Source organism: Plantactinospora sp. B6F1 (genome assembly GCF_040120695.1).
GTDB lineage: Bacteria > Actinomycetota > Actinomycetes > Mycobacteriales > Micromonosporaceae > Plantactinospora.
Genome location: NZ_JBEEAC010000003.1, coordinates 251,449 through 268,037 on the forward strand (window position 1 = coordinate 251,449; position 16,589 = coordinate 268,037).

A 16,589-nucleotide genomic window follows, 5' to 3' on the forward strand; every position below is an offset into this window, starting at 1 on the left:
AGTCGAACATGACCGGTGGGATGACGCGGGCCCGAGGTGCCCACACCGGGCACCTGAAGGTGTCTACCATCCTTGGCATGCGGGACGGCGGCAGTACCGGGCCCCGGCGGCGATCGTCGGGGCGCCCAAGACGGCAACCGGGCCCACTCGCGCGGGCCCTGGCCCGGGTCATCGTACGCGCGGCGGACGGCTCGACCCGGCTGGTCACCGCGCTGCTCGGGGCCAGCCCGACGGCGGGACGGGAACAGATCAGCGAGGCCGAACTCCGGGACCTGGTCGCTGCGAACACCCGACTCGACCCGGTCGAGCGGCGGATCATCGACGAGGTACTCGTGGCCGGCGCCAGCCTGGTCCGAGAGGTGATGATGCCCCGGACCGAGGTGGTCTTCCTGGCCGCCGGGCTGCCCCTCGGGGAGGCGGCCCAACTCGTCCGGGCCGAGACCCACACCCGGTATCCGGTGGTCGACGGCACCTCCGACGACGTGGTCGGCTTCGTGCACCTGCGTGACGTGCTGCTCCGCCCGGACGACGACGCCTGCACCACGATCGGGGACCTGACCCGGGAGGTGAAGAAGATCCCCGGCAGCAAGCGGGTGCTGGCGGCGCTGACCGAGATGCGCCGCGAGCGGCACCACCTGGCGGTGGTGATCGACGAGTACGGCGGCACGGCCGGGATCGTCACCCTGGAGGACCTGATCGAGGAGCTGGTCGGCGAGATCCACGACGAGTACGACAGCGCCCCCGACCCGGTGCCGACCGGCGGCCCGACCGAGGTGGACGGCCGGCTCAACCTCGCCGACTTCGCCGAACGGGTCGGCTTCGCCCTGCCACCCGGCCCGTACGAGACGGTCGGCGGGTTCGTGATGGCCGCCCTGGGCCGGTTGCCGGTCTGCGGTGACGAGGTGCCGGTACCCGGCGCGGAGCAGCCCGGCGGGGGCGGCAACGGCGGCGGTGCGGGCCGTTCGGCGGGCGGGTTCGGCAACGGGGCCGAGCCGGAGGGCGACCCGGACGGGGACGGCTGGCTGCTCCGGGTGCTGGCGGTGGAGGGCCGCCGGGTGGCCCGGGTCGGCATCTCGGTGGTCCGGGCCCCGGAGCAGCAGCGGGCGGCGGAGCAGCAGGCCGCCGCGGAGCCGCAGCGGGCCCCGGAGCAGCAGCGGGCGGCGGAGCAGCAGGCCGCCCCGGAGCAGCAGGGAGCCCCGGAGCAGCTGCGGGCCAGCGTGCCGGCCGCGCGCACCGACGGGGAGCCCGACGAGGCACCGGTGGCCACGCCCGACTGACCCGCACCGCTGATCGATCAGATGATCTGGAGCTTGCGCCAGGTGGCGCCGTCGGCGGAGTAGGCCGCCCAGCCGGAACCGAACAGGTCGTAGGCGACATAGCCGGCGACGGTCCGCTCCAGCCGGGCGAGCGGCGGCAGGCTTCCGCCGGCCCGCTGGAAGGTGACCCCGTCGTCGGCGCTCAGGTAGAGCTGCCGATCGGTGCCGGTCACCAGCAACCGCCCGTCCAGCAGCGGCACCAGCGCACCGGAGATCCCCGCCGGCACCCCCGACGCGTCGGAGCGGCTCCGGGTGAAGGTCCGGCCACCGTCGGCGGAGTGGTAGAGGGCGAGCAGGCTCCGGTCGGTGCCGAGCACCGCCGCGTAGGCCTGACTGCCCAGGCTGGCCACCTCGACGGTACGGGCCGAGGTGCCGGTGTCGGGCAGTTCCACGGTCCGCCAGTGTGCCCCCCGGTCCCGGGTCAGCGCCACCGCGGCGTGGCCGTTGCGGAAGCCGCCGACCCACCAGGCGCCGTCGGCACCGGCAGCCGGTGCCACCCAGCAGACGTCGAGGTCGGGTGAGGTCGCCGGAGCACCGGCCCGGGGCCGGTCCGGCCGCCACACCTCCACGTCCAGGCCGCACCGCCCGCCGCCCGGCCCGGCCCGGAGCAGGTCGCCCCGGACCGCCGCGACCCGGCCGGTACCGTCGCCGGTGTCGACCTCCCGCCAGCTCCGTCCGGCGTCGGCGGAGGCGTACGCCCCACCGGGGTGGCTGACCAGCAGCCGGCCGTCGGGAAAGGCCGCCAGTTCCAGGCGGTGCTGCCCGGCGCTGCCGGCGGGCAGTTCGGTGTGTTCCCAGCTCGCGCCGCCGTCCGAGGTCCGGGCCAGGCTGGCCGGGCAGGGCTTGGCGACACCGCATCGGGCCAGCAGGTAGCCGTGGTCGGGGTCGACGAACTCGACGTCGCCGATCGTCCCCGGCACGTGCGCGACGGCGGACGCGGTGAGCCCGTTGATCGTGATGCCGGCCCCGGTGTAGACCGGTCCACCCGGCGGCGCGTCGGCCACCGGCGGGGGCGCCGGATCGGTGCCGTCGGCCGTCCACGGCTGGAGGGCCACGGTCGTCGCCACCACCAGGCTGAGCAGGGCGGCACCCCCGGCCGTGCCGGCCGCGTGCCGGCGCCGCCGGGTCGCCGCGCGGTCCCGGATCCGGGCCAGCGGCGGCTGCTCGATGTCGTCCAGCAGCGCCGCCCGGCCGCGGGCCAGCCGTACGTCGAGGTCCGGGCCGGGCCTGTCCTGGTCAAGCATCTCTCACCCCCCGTCGCACCGCCGGCCGCACCCGGGCCGGTTCTTCCACAGCCCCACCCGAACCAGCGCCGCGTGCCGTCCTGGCGACCATCGGATCCGGGTCGCCGGCCGGTGGGTCCGGCCGGCCCGGCTGTCCCGGCGCCGAGGTGGCCTCGCCGGCGCCCCGGTAGTCGCCGAGGCGGGCGGCGAGCGCCGAACGCCCCCGGGACAGCCGCGACTTCACCGTGCCGGTCGGTACCCCGAGCACGGTGCCGACCTCCTCGACCGGCAGGTCGGCGAAGTAGTGCAGCACGATCACCTCCCGGTAGCTGACCGGCAGCCCGGCCAGGGCGTCGCGCAGGTCGGTCCGCTCCGGTCCGGGAGCGGCCTCGACCAGCCGCGTCACCGGACGGTCCCGCAGCAGGATGGTGTCCAGCAGTTGGCGTCGCCGCCAGCGCCGCCGTACGACGTTGACCGCGACCGTACGCAGCCACGCCTCGGGGTTGTCGATGTCGGCAAGCCCCTGCGGCCGGGCGATCGCCCGGGCGAACGCCTCCTGCACCACGTCCTGCGCCTCAATCAGGTCCGTGGTGAACGCGTAGACCTGCGCGACCAGTCGCCGGTAGCAGGCGTGGTACAGCTCACCCATCGCCTCGTCCACCGCGTCCCGTTCGCCGCCCGCGGAGCGTCCGCCGTGCCGTACCAAACGCTGTCCCTCCCGGCCGGGCGGTGCGCCGCACTCCCGGGGTTGCGGCGGAGCCGCCCAACTCCCGGGGTTGCGGCGGAGCCGCCGACCGACTCCGGTTTCCGGGTACGAGTCTGCACCGTTGCGCAGGGTTCCCCGGTTTCCGTAGGTGAAAGGGTCGGAATGGCACGGGGGCGTGCGGGCGCGTTCCCACGGTTGCTGTCAGAATTGCCGGCATGTCCGACGCTCCTGCCCGGCCCCGGGTACTCTCCGGGATCCAGCCGACGGCCGACTCCTTCCACGTGGGCAACTACCTGGGCGCGGTGCGCAACTGGGTGGCGATGCAGGAGACGCACGACACCTTCTACAGCGTGGTCGACCTGCACGCGATCACCGCCGGGCACGACCCGGTCGCGCTGCGGCACTCCAGCCGGGTCGCGGCGGCGCAGCTCTTCGCGGTCGGGCTGGACCCGGAGCGGACCACTCTCTTCGTCCAGTCCCAGGTGCCGGAACACGCCCAGCTCGCCTGGGTGCTGAGCTGCATCACCGGGTTCGGCGAGGCGAGCCGGATGACCCAGTTCAAGGACAAGTCGATCAAGCAGGGCGCCGACCGGTCCAGCGTCGGGCTCTTCACCTATCCGATTCTGCAGGCCGCCGACATCCTGCTCTACCAGGCCGACGCGGTACCGGTCGGCGAGGACCAGCGGCAGCACCTGGAGCTGACCCGCGACCTGGCACAGCGGTTCAACACCCGGTTCGGCCAGACGTTCACGGTGCCGGCGCCGTACATCGTCCGGGACACCGCGAAGATCACCGACCTGCAGGATCCGACGGCCAAGATGTCGAAGTCGTCCTCGTCGCCGGCCGGGATCATCATGCTGCTGGACGACCCGGCGAAGTCGGCCAAGAAGATCAGGTCGGCGGTGACGGACACCGGCCGGGACATCCTCTTCGACCCGGAGCGGAAGCCGGGGGTCTCCAACCTGCTGGTCATCTACTCCGCGCTGACCGGGCGGAGCATCGACGACCTGGTCGAGGCGTACGCGGGCAAGGGCTACGGGGACCTGAAGAAGGACCTGGCCGAGGTGGTGGCGGAGTTCGTCCGGCCGATCCAGCAGCGCACCCAGGGCTACCTCGACGATCCGGCGCAGCTCGACAAGCTGCTGGCGATCGGCGCCGAGAAGGCCCGCGCGGTCGCCTCGGTCACGCTGCGCACGGCGTACGACCGGGTGGGGTTCCTGCCCGGCACCCGGAACGGCTGAGCCCGCCGGACGTCCCGGACGAGGGCTCGGACCCCGGCCGTCGGGAATGGTCGCCGGGCGGCGCGCTGCCGGTCGGCGGGTGAGTGAGTGGAGCGGAGGGTGGTTGTCACGGACGGATCACAGGATCCGGGGACTCCGATGACCCGGGTCGGGGTCGCCGTCGACGTCCCCGAGCCGTGGTGCGAGTTCCTCACCCGGCGGCGGGCGGAGGCCGGTGACCCGCAGGCCGAGTACGTGCCGGCGCATCTGACGCTGCTCGGGCCGACCGACGTACCCCTGGCGAGCCTGCCGGCGGTGGAGCGGCACCTCGCCGAAGTGGCCGCGGCGCACCGGCCGTACCTGCTGCACCTGCGGGGTACCGGCACCTTCCGGCCGATCACCCAGGTGGTCTTCGTGGTGGTGGCGGCCGGGATCAGCGAGTGCGAGCTGCTCGCGGCGGCGATCGGCCGGGCGCCGGAGCTGCGCCGGGAGAGTCGTTTTCCGTACCATCCGCACGTCACGGTCGCCCAGGACGTCGCACCGGAGGCGCTGGACCAGGTGTACGAGGACCTGGCCGACTTCTCCGCGCTCTTCAAGGTCGAGAAGTTCACCCTCTTCTCGCACAGCGGCGAGGCCCGCTGGCAGCCCCGCCGGGAGTTCCGGCTCGGCGGCTGACCTCGCCCGCCTCCACGCCGAGCGCTGAAACTCCCTGTTCGCCGCTAATTCAGAACGATGTCGACACCTTCCTGTGAAACCGGCAGGACGGCTTACCCGGCATCGGCGGGTGGGCTATGCGATGGCCGCGATGTCGCCGTCGTCGAAGTAGATGGCTTGATGCAGGCGTCCACCGAGGGCAGCGGCGTAGCGGGCGACGATGTCCTGGCCGGAGATCTTGCCTTGTTCGATCTGGGAGACGCGGCCTTTGGTGACGCCCATGCGGTCGGCGACCTCCTGTTGGGTCAGGCCGCGGGCGCGGCGTACCTCGGCGAGGCGGTGTCCGACCACGGTGGTGAGTAGTTCCTGCTTGCCCGCTTCGACGGCCTGCTCTCCGCCGGCGCGATCGACGTGCGCGTTGCGGATGTCACGCCAGCGTACGTAGTTGTTCATGACTGTCTGCCCTCCTCCTCAGCGCGTTCCTTCAGGTAGATCTCGTAGCGTTGCTCGGCCAGGGGAATCGCTTCGATGTACCACTGCTGCCAGCGTCCGGCCTTGTCTCCGGCGACGAGCAGGATGCTGGAGCGCCACGGGTCGAAGGCGAAGAGGATGCGCACGGTGCCGGGGCGTAGCTCTTTGAGGTTGGCGATCGACGAGCCGTGGATTGTGTCGACCAGCGGCCGGCCGAGCCCTGGGCCGGCTTGAGCGAGTAGGTCGATGGCTTGCACGACGCGGGCGTGGGTGGGTGGATCGAGGTTGTTGATCCACTCCTGCACCTCGTTGACGAGGTAGATCTCCCACTCCTCGGTCGCCACGAGGCGAGTATAGCGATAGGTAAACCGCGAGTGTCGAACGCGGGTCGGGGCGCCGATCGGGCGGACGGTGATGAACCTGGATCGTCGGCGTAGGGCTCTCCCGTTCCCGGCGGTCGGGCAGCGACAGCCGAGCGTGAGCAGCCGGGGGCAAAGCGACCAGAGATGTGCTCCACTCGCCCGCTCTTCCAAACCGGCATCACTGGTTTGACCTTGCTGGATACCATCGCGGTCCTGGTAAACCACGGAAGGGGAACTGTGGCACGGGTCCAGCAAGGCATACGGAGAGTTGCACAGGCGGTGGCTGAGGGCGCCGACCCGCAGGCGCTGGCACGGGCGGAACTACAGCGCCGCGGCGGTGCGGTGGCCAGCGCGATCGCCGGTGGCGGCGGCGAGCAGCGGTCGCAGTCGCAGGAGGGCGGGATGGATCCCGTCGACTTCCCGGCGGCCCGGGACCTCGGCGGCAGCGTCGACACCCTGATGGAACAGCGGACGGTGCCGCTGGACGACGCCGGAGAGGTGCTCAACCGCAGCGAGCAGCGCCGGGAGGACGGCGAGCAGATGCACGTCATCTGCCCGATGGTGATCCCCCGGGGCCGTTCCCTGGCCACCATGCTCCCGGTGTCGTTGCTGCTGGTGCTCGGCGCGATCGCCGCGGTGGTGATCTCGGCCGCCGGCGGCAGCGTGCTCACCAACCCCTTCTTCGGCCTCCACTACTGGGTGCTGGCGGTCTTCGCCGTCGGCTTCGTCTGGTGGCGGCAGGGCATGGTGATGGTGCCGGACGGCTGCGCCGCCCTGATCACCCGGTTCGGCAAGCTGGAGCAGGTCGTCGGCCCCGGCCGGGTGATCCTGCTGAACCCGTGGAAGCGGGTGTCGTACATCGTCAACACCACCCGGGAGTACCCGTTCAACGCTCCGGTCCGGGAGGCGCCCACCAAGGGCGGGGTGAAGGCGTCGATCGACCTGTTCATCCAGTTCCGGATCAGCGACCCGGTGGAGTTCGTCTACACCCTGGGTGCGGTACGCGGCTTCGAGGAGAAGCTCAGCAACGCCGTCAGCGAGACGATCCGCAGCCTGATCTACGAGCAGGAGGCCGCGGAGATCTACAACATGGTCGGCGAGGACACCGGTCGGCTGCTGGAACAGCTCAACCAGCAGTTCCGTCCGGCGGTGGAGCTGACCAACGCGAACATCACCCACGCCGAGCCCTCCGACCGCAAGTACCGGATGGACCTGGCCGCGCCGGAGATGGTGCGGGTGGCCAAGGACGCCTACACCCACGAGTACGCGTTGCAGCTGCGCAAGGAGCAGGACGAGGGTGACCTGACCAAGGAACTCGCCAGTCTCCAGGAGACCCTCTCGGCGATCCAGGCCGACATCGCGCAGTACCAGGCGCAGATGGACACCGCGGTGGAGCGGGAGACCAACCGCGCCGAGGCGCTGGCCCGCCAGCGGTACGTGCTGGCCGAGTCCGAGGCGCGGGCCAACGCCGCGCTGCTGGACGCCCAGGCCCTGGACATCCGGGCGGTCAGCGCCGCCGAGGCGCCGGAGATCCTCGAATACCGCTACCAGCGGGAGGTGCTCGACACCCTGGAGGCGGTCGCCGACCACCTGCCGCGGTTGGTCCGGATCGGCGGATCCACCGACCCGAACGCCGCCGCCGGGGTCGACCTGCTCCAGCTGGCCCGGGAGTTCGTCGGCGAGCGCGGCGCGGAACTCTTCACCGAGGCGGACATGGCGGGCATGCGTACCCGGCTGGCCGAGGTCGCGGCCCGGATCGCCGAACGGGAACCGGAGATCAACGCGTTGCGTGAGGCCAACGAGCCGACCGTGCCGGCCGTCGCGGGCGGCGCCGAAACAGCGGCCGTCGCGGGCGGCGCGGGCACGGCCGAGACAGTTCCGGGCACCGGTGCCACCGGACCGGTCGACGGGGCGGAGGGGCAGCGATGAGTACGGCACGGACGGGTCGCAGTTCGGTCATCGCGGAGGCCGTCGCCTCCTGGGGCGAGATCGCCCAACTGCTGCGTGGCGGCGAGGCCGGCACCCTGGTACCGGTCGTCATCCCCAGGCATCGCCGCCGGCTCGGCTGGATGGTCCCGCTCTGGCTGGGCCTGCTCGCCGTGCTGACCGGCGTGATGCTCGCGGTGCGGGGCGACGACGGGCTGCTCGGGTCCGCGTACGACGCGCTGGGCACGCTCGCCTACGTGGCCGGGGCGGTGCTCCTGCTGATCGGTGTGCTCTGGTGGTGGCGTTCGTCGATCGTGGAGATCGAGCAGGGCACCAACGGGGTACTTACCCGCTACGGCGCGGTGACCCGCACCCTCGAAGCGGGGCGGCATTACCTGTGGCACCCGTGGTCCCGGGTCGACTTCGTGGTCGACGTGGCCACCGAGATCCCGTACTCGGCGCCGGTGATGGCCTGCCCGACCAGGGAGAACGTGCCGCTGCGCTCGATCGAGTTCTTCATGAAGCTGCGGATCACCGATGCCGTGCTCTTCGTCCGGACCATCGGGGCCGGCAACTTCGACCTGGTGCTCTCCAGCGCGGTGCAGGACGCGATCCGGCAGCGGGCCCGGCTGGTGCAGACCGAGCGGGCGTACGACCTGCGGGGCTCGGACGTGGCCGACATGCAGGAACTGCTCAACCGCCAGCTGACCCGCTACGGGGTACGGATCACCGGCTGCAACATCCCCGACGTGCAGCTGCCCACCCAGTACCAGCAGCACCTGGCCACCCGGGAGCGGGTCGCCAAGGAGCACGCCGCGTACGAGCAGGAGTGGGGCCTGATCCGCAAGCGCCGGATCGACAGCCTGCAGATGGACATCGAGCGGGCCAAGAAGATGCGGGACGCCCGGATCGTCGAGGTGAAGGCGGCGCTGAACAAGGCCCGGGAACAGGTCGCGCAGCTGCTGGAGGAGCAGGAGACCAACGCGCAGCGGGTCCGCTTCGAGATCGAGACCAGGGGGCGCAGCGGGCTGATCGCGGCCGAGAACGAGGCGAAGGCGCAGCGCCGGTTGGCGCAGGCGTACCGGGACAACCGGGCGGTGCTGCAGTACGAGCTGGCGCTGCGCCGGCTCGAGGTCGGCGCGGAACTGGCCGAGAAGGCCCCGCAGCCGGTGGTGGTGCGTACCGACGGTGCCGGCGGCGGCGACACGTCGGCGCTCTCCACGCTGCTCACCGCCCAGTTGTTGCCGCGCAGTGTCGCGCTGCCGGCCCTGGACGGCACGAGCCGGGCTTCCGGCACCGGCCACCCGGAGTAGGATCCCGGCCCGCGAGACGGCCCGGCGACCCCGTTCGGCGCGCTGCCGAGGGACGCCGGGCCGCCGCCGCGTTCGCACGATCTGCGGATCCACCCACCACAGGTGGCCGTCGGGACGGTACCGGCGGTCACCTTCCGTTCCTACGATGATGGGCATGGCTCCCGTCGCCGCGGCCGATCTCTGGGACCTGGGTGCGTCTCCGGGCACCCTCCAGGAATACGCCGCGGCCTGGCGGCAGGCCGGGCAGGCCGCCGAGAACGCGGCCACCACCGTGGGTACCGCCGCTCGGCAGACACTGCACGAAGAGGGTTGGGCGGGTGACAGCGCGGACTCGTACGCCGCGCACCAGTCCCGGGTCACCGCCGACCTCGACGCGGTCGCCGGGGCCGCGACGTCGGTGGCCGACGCGCTGGATTATCTGGCCGGGGTGCTGGCCTTCAACCAGGAGCTGCTGCTGACCGAACGGGGCCGACTCTCCGGGATCCGCAGCACCGGTCAGGGCGCGGACCTGGCCTTCCACCCGGCGGACGAGACGCAGGCCGCGCTGGTGCGGGACTCGATCGCCAGTGCGCGGGAGATCCGGGCCCGGGTGGACGACGAGATCGCGCTCAAGAAGGCCACCTTCAGCACGGCGTACGGCACGCTGGCCGCGATCGAGCAGACCTGGCGGCCGCGCACGATCGGCATGCTCAACCTGAACATCGGCCAGGGCTACAAGAACGAGCCGTTCAACTCCGAGGGGACCGACCGCGGCGACATGGACCTGATCGCGCAGATCATCGCGGGCTCCAACGTCGAGGTGGCCACCCTGCAGGAGGTCTTCGGCAGCGACGTCGAGCGGCTCGAACGCGAGCTGCGCGAGCGTACCGGTGACGACTGGACCATCTACTTCGGCGAGGCCAGCGAGAAGCCGTACTGGAGCGACGGGATCCGCCCGGTCGGCCTGCACGAACCCTTCGGCAACGCGATCGCGGTCCGGCACGGCGACGCCATCGCCGGCTCCGCGCACACCGACACCATCAAGCTGGACGTTCCCGGCTCGGTCGTGTCGGGAGGCGGCCCGCCCACCGACACCACCACGCCGGCGCACCCGCCTCCGGGTACGATCCCCGACCCTTCCCCGCACGACCCGGTGATCACCGACGGCGAGGGACGCTCGGCCACCGAGGTGCGGATCGACTTCCGCCCCACCGGCGGGGGATAGGTCCCGGCCTACCAGCGGGGGATAGGTCCCGGCCTACCAGCGGGGGATGGTCACGTCGACCCGCTGGCCGTCGTGGTCGGACGGGCCGCCGTCGACCCGGGTGGGGTTCTCCACCGACACCCCGTCGGTCGGCATCACGTAGTCGATGCTGCGCCCCGAGTGCGAGGTGCCGCCGACCTCGCCGGCCTCCACCTCGAACCCGTGGTCGCCGTACGCCGCGACGGCCGCGGCCGACTGGTTGTCGTTGTCCAGTTCGGTGTTGAGATCGGCGCCCAGGATCGCCGGTCCGTCGATCGACTCGCGTAACCGCTCGATCTGGCCGGCCCGGACAAGGTCGTCGTCATTGCTGCCGTCGCTGTGCACGTGCGCGCTGTAGAGGCTCATGCTCTGGCCCGAGGCGGCGAACATCCGGTCGGCGGCCGCGTGATCCATCTGCCGGAACGTGGCGACCGCCTCGCCCAGCCGGACCACGTCCTCGTCCAGGACCTGGGTCAGCCCCGAGAGCGTGCTGCCGGCCAGGGCGTGCAACCGGTGAAATTCCGAAAGGCAGTCGCCGGCGGAATCGGTGTTGCCGAAGGCGGGCGCCGTGGCGAACACCGGACCGTGCCCGAACGGCAGCGGCATGGCGACGCCGATCTCCGGGGTCGCGCCGAGGCCGGCACCTCCGCCGGACAGCTCCTCGGCCGCCGCGCCCACCTGGAGCGCCAGCGCCTCGACCTGTCCATAATCCATCCAGGTCACCCTGACAAGGCTAGGTCAGGATTCGACTTATTTCCATCTTTGCTCGTCCGCCGGATCGCTGCCGGGCCCGCCCGTGCCGGGTGCCAGGAGCGGCGATGCTGGCCGCCAGGTGTCCGAGTACCGTGTCGACGGCGACCAGACCGGGCGGTGATGGGCAAGGATGGCGGCGTGAACGCCTTCGAGCGGGTGGTGCTGCGCGCCAACGCACGGCTGACGGCGTACCGCCGGCAGGCGCCGTGGTTCGACCACCTCGCCCGGGCGGTGGGTCGGTACACGGACGTGCTCGGCGCCCGGCTGGCGGCGGCGATCGCCTACTACGGCTTCTTCGCCGTCTTCGCGCTCGGCCTGGTGGCGTATGCGGTGCTGGGCGCGCTGCTCGGGAACAGCGCCGAGAGCGGTGAGGTGGTCGTCGACTTCCTCACCCGGAACCTGCCGTTCGTCGACGCCGAGCAGATCCGGGAGAGCAGTGGCCGCCCCGGGGTCATCGGGCTGATCCTGCTGGCGATCACCGGCATCGGCTGGGTCGAGTCGATCCGCTCCTCGCAGCGGTTGATCCACGGCCTGGACCAGCATCCGGGCTACGTCGTGCTGCGCCAACTCGTCGACCTGGCGGTACTACTGGTGATCTTCGTGCTGCTCGGGCTCTCGATCGGTGCCGTGGACGCGCTGGAGTCGCTGTTGAGCTGGCTGCTGGGTGCGCGTTCGATCGTGCTCACGATCTGTAGCTGGCTGCTGGGCTTCCTGGTCAACATGCTGCTGGCCTCGGCGCTGCTGCTCGCCGTACCCCGGCTGCGGATGAGTTTCCGGCGGTGGCTGCCGGCGGTGCTGCTGGTGGCGGTGGGTGTGACGCTGCTGAACTCGGTCGGCCGGTTCTATGTGGTGCGCTGGGAGCGGAATCCGGCGTACACGGTGGTGGCCGGCGCCGTCGGCCTGCTGATCTATCTCTATCTGCTCAACCAGTTGCTGCTGTTCGGTGCGGCGCTCGCGGCGACCAGCCATCAGGGGCGGGTCCGGGACCTGGCCGGGGCGCCGGAGGTGCCCGATCCGGCCCGGCCGTACCCGCCGTCGACGGAGTGAGGGCGGGTACGCCGGGTCGTTGCCGACCGGCACCGGGCGCCTGGGCCGCCGGTGTTGGCCGAGCGTGATCGGATCCGCGGAAAGGGACGGACCGATGATTCCGGCAAAAGCCACAAATAGCGCCGAGATCGCCGCGATGATGAGTCGCGTGGGCGCACTAGTGACGTTGGACCTGCCGGACGACTCTCCGATCCTCGCGCTGCCCTGGATCATCACCTTCGGGCCGCTCGACGACGACGAGGAGTGGGAACCGGTCGTCTGCGGCCCGTACGAGCGGCCCCACGCGCTGGCCCTGGCCGAGTCGGTGGTCGCCGACGAGGAGCTGATGGCGGTGGTCGAGCCGCTGCTGCCCCGGGTCTCCGCCGAGGAGATCCGGGCCGAGATCGCCGCCGCGCAGATCGCCGTCGAGGCCGAGGACGAGGCGGCGGACCTCGACGACACCAGTATCTACGGCGACTACGAGGAACTCGGCGAGGAGGAGGTGATCGGCGAGAGCACCCGGGCACCGGCGCAGCCCCGGCAACCCCCGGATCCGACCGAGGTACGCGCCGGCATCGCCCGGATCGCCGCGATGCTCGGCCGCCCCTCCTGAAGGCCTACAGCGCGGCCTGGGACATTCGTTCGGCCAGGAAGATCTCCCAGGTCCGGGTTCCGAATGTGGCGCCCTGCCGGGCAAGGTTGTCTCCGGCCCGGTAGGCGCGGCCGGCCTTGCCCGGCATCGGCACCGGCACGAACGGCCGGCGCCTGCCGTGCGCCCGGAGGTATCCGCGGATCAGCTCCGCCATCGAGTACACCTTCGGCCCGGCCAGGTCGGGCACCAGGCCGGCCGGCGCGCCGAGCGCGAGGTCGACCAGCCGGGCCGCCACCTCGCGGGAGTCCACCGGCTGGAATCGCACCGCGCCGGGGGCGGGGATCACCGGCAGCTTCGCCATCTTCTCCGCCACGGTCAGCAGCAGGTCGTGGAACTGCGCCGCGCGCAGGATCGTCCACCGCAGGCCGGATTCGGCGATCGCCCGCTCGGCACCGAGCTTGGCCCGGAAGTATCCCAGCGGCACCCGGTCGGCGCCGGTGACCGAGATGTACACCAGGTGCCGGACCCCGGCCCGCTGCGCCGCCCGGACCAGGTTGCCGGTCGCGCGGTCGTCGCCCTTGGGCCCGCCGGCCAGATGCACGACCGTCTCGACACCCTCCAGCACGCCGCCGAGGTCCCGGTCGGCGAGCAGGTCGGCGGTGACCTGCTCGACGCCGTCGCCGGCAGGTCCGCCGCGGCGGCTGAGGACGCGCACCGGGTAGTCGGCCTCGCGCAGCAGCGGGGTGACCAGTCGGCCGAGGGTGCCGGTGCCGCCGGTGACCAGGATGGGTGAGTTCATGGCGTCCTCCACAGGGGTACGGAGCGCGGGCCGGGCTGCGGTCGCCTCCGCTAGGTTCTTTCGATCGGGTGTCACCGCCTCGACCCCACGACGACCGGGAACGTGACGGCAGTGACGCAGGCCACATCGCCGTGCTGGTCGGGGCCGCGCTGTCACGTCCGCCGGGCCGGGCGGGTCGAGGGGGTGGATCCCGCGGGAAAGGACGCGACATGGGCGAGGACACCTGGCTGGCCGACCGGTTCGAGCAGAACCGGCCGCACCTACGTGCGGTCGCCTACCGGATGCTCGGGTCACTCACCGAGGCCGACGACGCCCTGCAGGAGGCGTGGTTGCGGCTGGCCCGCACCGACACCAGCGAGGTGGACAACCTCGCCGCCTGGCTGACCACGGTGGTCGCCAGGGTCTGCCTGAACACGCTGCGCGACCGCCGGCACCGCCGCGAGGAATCCCTCGACGTGCGAGTGCCCGACCCGATCGTCACACCGGCCGGTCCGGACGACCCCGAACATGCCGCGGTGCTGGCCGACTCGGTCGGGCTGGCCCTGCTGGTGGTGCTCGACACCCTGACCCCGACCGAGCGACTGGCGTTCGTGCTCCACGACATGTTCGCGGTGCCGTTCGACGAGATCGGTGCGATGGTCGACCGCACTCCGGAGGCGGCCCGGCAACTTGCCAGCCGTGCCCGTCGCCGCGTGCAGGGCCGCGCACCGGCCCCCGACCCGGACCTCGCCCGCCAGCGCCGGGTGGTCGACGCGTTCCTGGCCGCCGCCCGCGACGGCGACTTCGACGCGCTCGTCGCCGTGCTCCACCCGGACGTCGTGCTCCGCTCCGACGGCGGCACCGCGCGCCGCCGCCAGACCACGGTGATCAACGGCGCCCGCGAGGTGGCCGCCCAGGCCGCCACGTTCGGTCGGCTCTCCCCGCTCGCGCGCCCCGTCCTGGTCAACGGAGCCGCCGGAGTCGTCACCACCGCCGCCGGACGGCCGTTGTCGGTCATGGCCTTCACGGTCACCGACGGAAGGATCGCCGCCATCGACGTCATCGCCGACCCGGATCGCCTGCGCCGGCTCGACCTCGCACTGGACGACGACTGACGCAGCCGGACGACTGGCGCAGCCGGACGACTGGCGCAGCCGGACGACTGGCGCAGCCGGACGACTGGCGCCGCCGGCGCCCGGGCGGGCGGGAGACCGCCGGCAACTGCCGAACCGGAACGCCGCCAGGGCCCGGGAACAGCGCCGGGGAACGCACCGGTGCCCCGGGAGCGCGCGCTCCCGGGGCACCGGTACCACCATCCCCTCCACCACAAAGGGGTCGCCGCCCTGGCCGCCCGTCGGCGCGAAGCGCGGCGGACGACCAGGTCGATAGCGGGTTACCCGGTTACCGGCCGGATGAACCACCCCGCCGTGTCGGTCGGCAGTCCCGCCGGCTCGGCGGCCGGCTGGCTGCGCAGGATCGGCGTCCCGTAACGATCGACGTCGACCGGCTCGTCGCCGAAGTTGACCACGCAGACCAGCTCCGTCGTGCCCGCCGCAGGCCGGCTGAAGGCGAGCACGTCCGGCTCACCGTCCAGCCAGGTCACCGCGCCCGGGCCGGCCGGGGCGGCGTGCTCGCGCCGCAGCCGGAGCGCCGCCCGGTACAGCTCCAGGGTCGAGTCCGGGTCACCGGTCTGGGCAGCGACCGAGCGGGCCCGCCAGGTGGGCGGGGCCGGCAGCCAGGCCGGGGCGCCACCGGCCGGGCCGAAGCCGTACGGCGGGACGTCGCCGCTCCACGGCAGCGGTACCCGGCAGCCGTCCCGGCTCTCGCCGGTGCGCCGGAACGCGGGATCCTGGCGCAGCTCGTCCGGCAGGTCGAGCACCTCCGGCAGGCCGAGTTCCTCGCCCTGGTAGAGGTAGGCGCTGCCGGGCAGCGCGAGCATCAGCAGGGCGGCCGCCCGGGCCCGACGCAGTCCCAGCGCGCCGTCGCCGTACCGGGTGACGTGTCGCTGCTTGTCGTGGTTGGAGAGCACCCAGGTGGTCGGCGCGCCGACGATCGCCGACTCGGCCAGCGCGGTGTCGACGACCTTGCGGAACGAGTCGGCCGACCAGGTGGCGTCGAGGAAGTCGAAGTTGAACGCCTGGTGCAGCTCGTCCGGGCCGACGTAACGGGCCAACCGCTGCGGGGTCTCGGCCCACGCCTCGGCGACCGCCATCCGGCCGCCCGGGTAGCTGTCCAGGATGGGCCGCCAGGCCCGGTAGATGTCGTGCACCTCGTCCTGGTCGAAGTAGGGCAGCCGGGCCCGGCCCAGGAGTTCGACCTGGCGCTGGCCGGCCGGTACGCCGTCGCCGACGTCCGGCAGCCCGTCCGCCTTGATCATCCCGTGTGCCACGTCGATCCGGAACCCGTCCACGCCACGGTCGAGCCAGAACCGGAGTACGTCGGAGAACTCGCTGCGTACCTCGGGGTGCCGCCAGTTCAGGTCGGGCTGGGCCGGGTCGAAGAGGTGCAGGTACCACTGGCCGTCCGGGACCCGGGTCCAGGCCGGACCGCCGAAGATCGACTCCCAGTCGTTCGGCGGGAGTTCGCCGCCGGCGCCCCGGCCGTCCCGGAACAGGTAGCGGTCCCGCTCGGCCGAGCCGGGCGGACCGGCCAGGGCGGCGACGAACCACGGATGCGCGTCGGAGGTGTGGTTCGGCACGATGTCGACGATGATCCGCAGCCCGAGCGCGTGGGCGTCGGTGATCATCTGGTCGAAGTCGGCCAGCTCGCCGAAGATCGGGTCCACGTCCCGGTAGTCGGCGACGTCGTAGCCGCCGTCCACCATCGGTGAGCGATAGAACGGGGTCAGCCAGAGCGCGTCGACGCCGAGGTCGCGCAGGTACGGCAGGCGGCTGCGTACCCCGGCCAGGTCGCCGATGCCGTCGCCGTCGTGGTCGGCGAAGCTGCGGACGTAGACCTGGTAGACGACCGCGGACTTCCACCAGTCCTCGGGCCGGCTCGGTGTGAAGGAGAGAGTCATGCGGTTGT

15 protein-coding genes and 1 pseudogene are annotated in these 16,589 nt (G+C 72.3%); 9 read left to right on the plus strand and 7 right to left on the minus strand.

All coding sequences use genetic code 11. The annotated features are described in order from the left end of the window. Positions 1 to 77 precede the first annotated feature (77 nt). Positions 78 to 1,103: pseudogene (locus ABNF97_RS06770) on the plus strand (hemolysin family protein); the annotation flags it as partial. 191 nt (positions 1,104 to 1,294) lie between these two features. Here the strand turns inward: ABNF97_RS06770 and ABNF97_RS06775 are convergent. Continuing rightward, a complete protein-coding gene (locus ABNF97_RS06775) occupies positions 1,295 to 2,560 on the minus strand; it encodes a WD40/YVTN/BNR-like repeat-containing protein (RefSeq protein ID WP_349337980.1) in 1,266 nt (421 codons plus the stop codon). After that, positions 2,553 to 3,245 carry an RNA polymerase sigma factor gene (locus tag ABNF97_RS06780; protein ID WP_349337981.1) on the minus strand — a complete coding sequence of 231 codons (693 nt, stop codon included), beginning with the start codon at positions 3,243 to 3,245 and terminating at the stop codon, positions 2,553 to 2,555. Before ABNF97_RS06780 ends, ABNF97_RS06775 begins: the two co-directional genes overlap by 8 nt. Positions 3,246 to 3,460: 215 nt before the next feature. Here ABNF97_RS06780 and trpS point away from each other — a divergent pair, with 215 nt between their 5' ends. Next, positions 3,461 to 4,486 (plus strand): tryptophan--tRNA ligase, encoded by a 1,026-nt coding sequence (gene trpS / locus ABNF97_RS06785; RefSeq protein ID WP_349337982.1) that lies wholly within the window; start codon positions 3,461 to 3,463, stop codon positions 4,484 to 4,486. 138 nt (positions 4,487 to 4,624) lie between these two features. Further along, a complete protein-coding gene (locus tag ABNF97_RS06790) occupies positions 4,625 to 5,140 on the plus strand; it encodes a 2'-5' RNA ligase family protein (RefSeq protein WP_349337983.1) in 516 nt (171 codons plus the stop codon). 114 nt (positions 5,141 to 5,254) lie between these two features. On the opposite strand, the gene ABNF97_RS06795 is transcribed toward ABNF97_RS06790, so the two are convergent. Further along, positions 5,255 to 5,572, minus strand: coding sequence for a helix-turn-helix domain-containing protein (locus ABNF97_RS06795; RefSeq protein ID WP_349337984.1), 318 nt, complete (start codon positions 5,570 to 5,572; stop codon positions 5,255 to 5,257). Then, positions 5,569 to 5,934 carry a type II toxin-antitoxin system RelE/ParE family toxin gene (locus ABNF97_RS06800; protein WP_349337985.1) on the minus strand — a complete coding sequence of 122 codons (366 nt, stop codon included), beginning with the start codon at positions 5,932 to 5,934 and terminating at the stop codon, positions 5,569 to 5,571. Before ABNF97_RS06800 ends, ABNF97_RS06795 begins: the two co-directional genes overlap by 4 nt. 297 nt (positions 5,935 to 6,231) lie before the next feature. Here ABNF97_RS06800 and ABNF97_RS06805 point away from each other — a divergent pair, with 297 nt between their 5' ends. From ABNF97_RS06805 to ABNF97_RS06815, 3 genes are all read left to right on the plus strand, one after another. Beyond that, on the plus strand, positions 6,232 to 7,881 hold the full coding sequence (locus ABNF97_RS06805) for an SPFH domain-containing protein (RefSeq protein ID WP_349337986.1): 1,650 nt from the start codon (positions 6,232 to 6,234) through the stop codon (positions 7,879 to 7,881). Continuing rightward, complete coding sequence (locus ABNF97_RS06810; protein ID WP_130465026.1) at positions 7,878 to 9,191, plus strand: SPFH domain-containing protein; 1,314 nt, start codon at positions 7,878 to 7,880, stop codon at positions 9,189 to 9,191. Before ABNF97_RS06805 ends, ABNF97_RS06810 begins: the two co-directional genes overlap by 4 nt. Positions 9,192 to 9,345: 154 nt before the next feature. After that, positions 9,346 to 10,395, plus strand: coding sequence for a WXG100 family type VII secretion target (locus ABNF97_RS06815; RefSeq protein ID WP_349337987.1), 1,050 nt, complete (start codon positions 9,346 to 9,348; stop codon positions 10,393 to 10,395). Positions 10,396 to 10,428: 33 nt separating this feature from the next. Here the strand turns inward: ABNF97_RS06815 and ABNF97_RS06820 are convergent, their stop codons facing one another. After that, positions 10,429 to 11,127 carry an exonuclease/endonuclease/phosphatase family protein gene (locus ABNF97_RS06820; protein WP_349337988.1) on the minus strand — a complete coding sequence of 233 codons (699 nt, stop codon included), beginning with the start codon at positions 11,125 to 11,127 and terminating at the stop codon, positions 10,429 to 10,431. A gap of 177 nt (positions 11,128 to 11,304) precedes the next feature. Between ABNF97_RS06820 and ABNF97_RS06825 the strand changes: the two genes are divergently transcribed. Next, entirely contained in the window at positions 11,305 to 12,213 is a 909-nt protein-coding gene (locus ABNF97_RS06825; protein WP_349337989.1) for a YihY/virulence factor BrkB family protein, read from the plus strand. Positions 12,214 to 12,361: 148 nt separating this feature from the next. Continuing rightward, the gene (locus ABNF97_RS06830; protein ID WP_130465022.1) at positions 12,362 to 12,805 is read left to right on the plus strand and encodes a hypothetical protein; all 444 of its coding nucleotides are present in this window, start codon (positions 12,362 to 12,364) and stop codon (positions 12,803 to 12,805) included. Between the two features lie 4 nt (positions 12,806 to 12,809). Here the strand turns inward: ABNF97_RS06830 and ABNF97_RS06835 are convergent, their stop codons facing one another. Further along, on the minus strand, positions 12,810 to 13,583 hold the full coding sequence (locus tag ABNF97_RS06835) for an NAD(P)H-binding protein (protein ID WP_130465021.1): 774 nt from the start codon (positions 13,581 to 13,583) through the stop codon (positions 12,810 to 12,812). Between the two features lie 209 nt (positions 13,584 to 13,792). On the opposite strand from ABNF97_RS06835, the gene sigJ reads away from it, so the two are divergent. Next, complete coding sequence (gene sigJ, locus ABNF97_RS06840) at positions 13,793 to 14,677, plus strand: RNA polymerase sigma factor SigJ (protein WP_130465020.1); 885 nt, start codon at positions 13,793 to 13,795, stop codon at positions 14,675 to 14,677. A 278-nt stretch (positions 14,678 to 14,955) separates the two neighbouring features. Here sigJ and ABNF97_RS06845 read toward each other — a convergent pair whose 3' ends face one another. Then, on the minus strand, positions 14,956 to 16,581 hold the full coding sequence (locus ABNF97_RS06845; protein WP_349337990.1) for a glycoside hydrolase family 13 protein: 1,626 nt from the start codon (positions 16,579 to 16,581) through the stop codon (positions 14,956 to 14,958). Positions 16,582 to 16,589 lie beyond the last annotated feature (8 nt).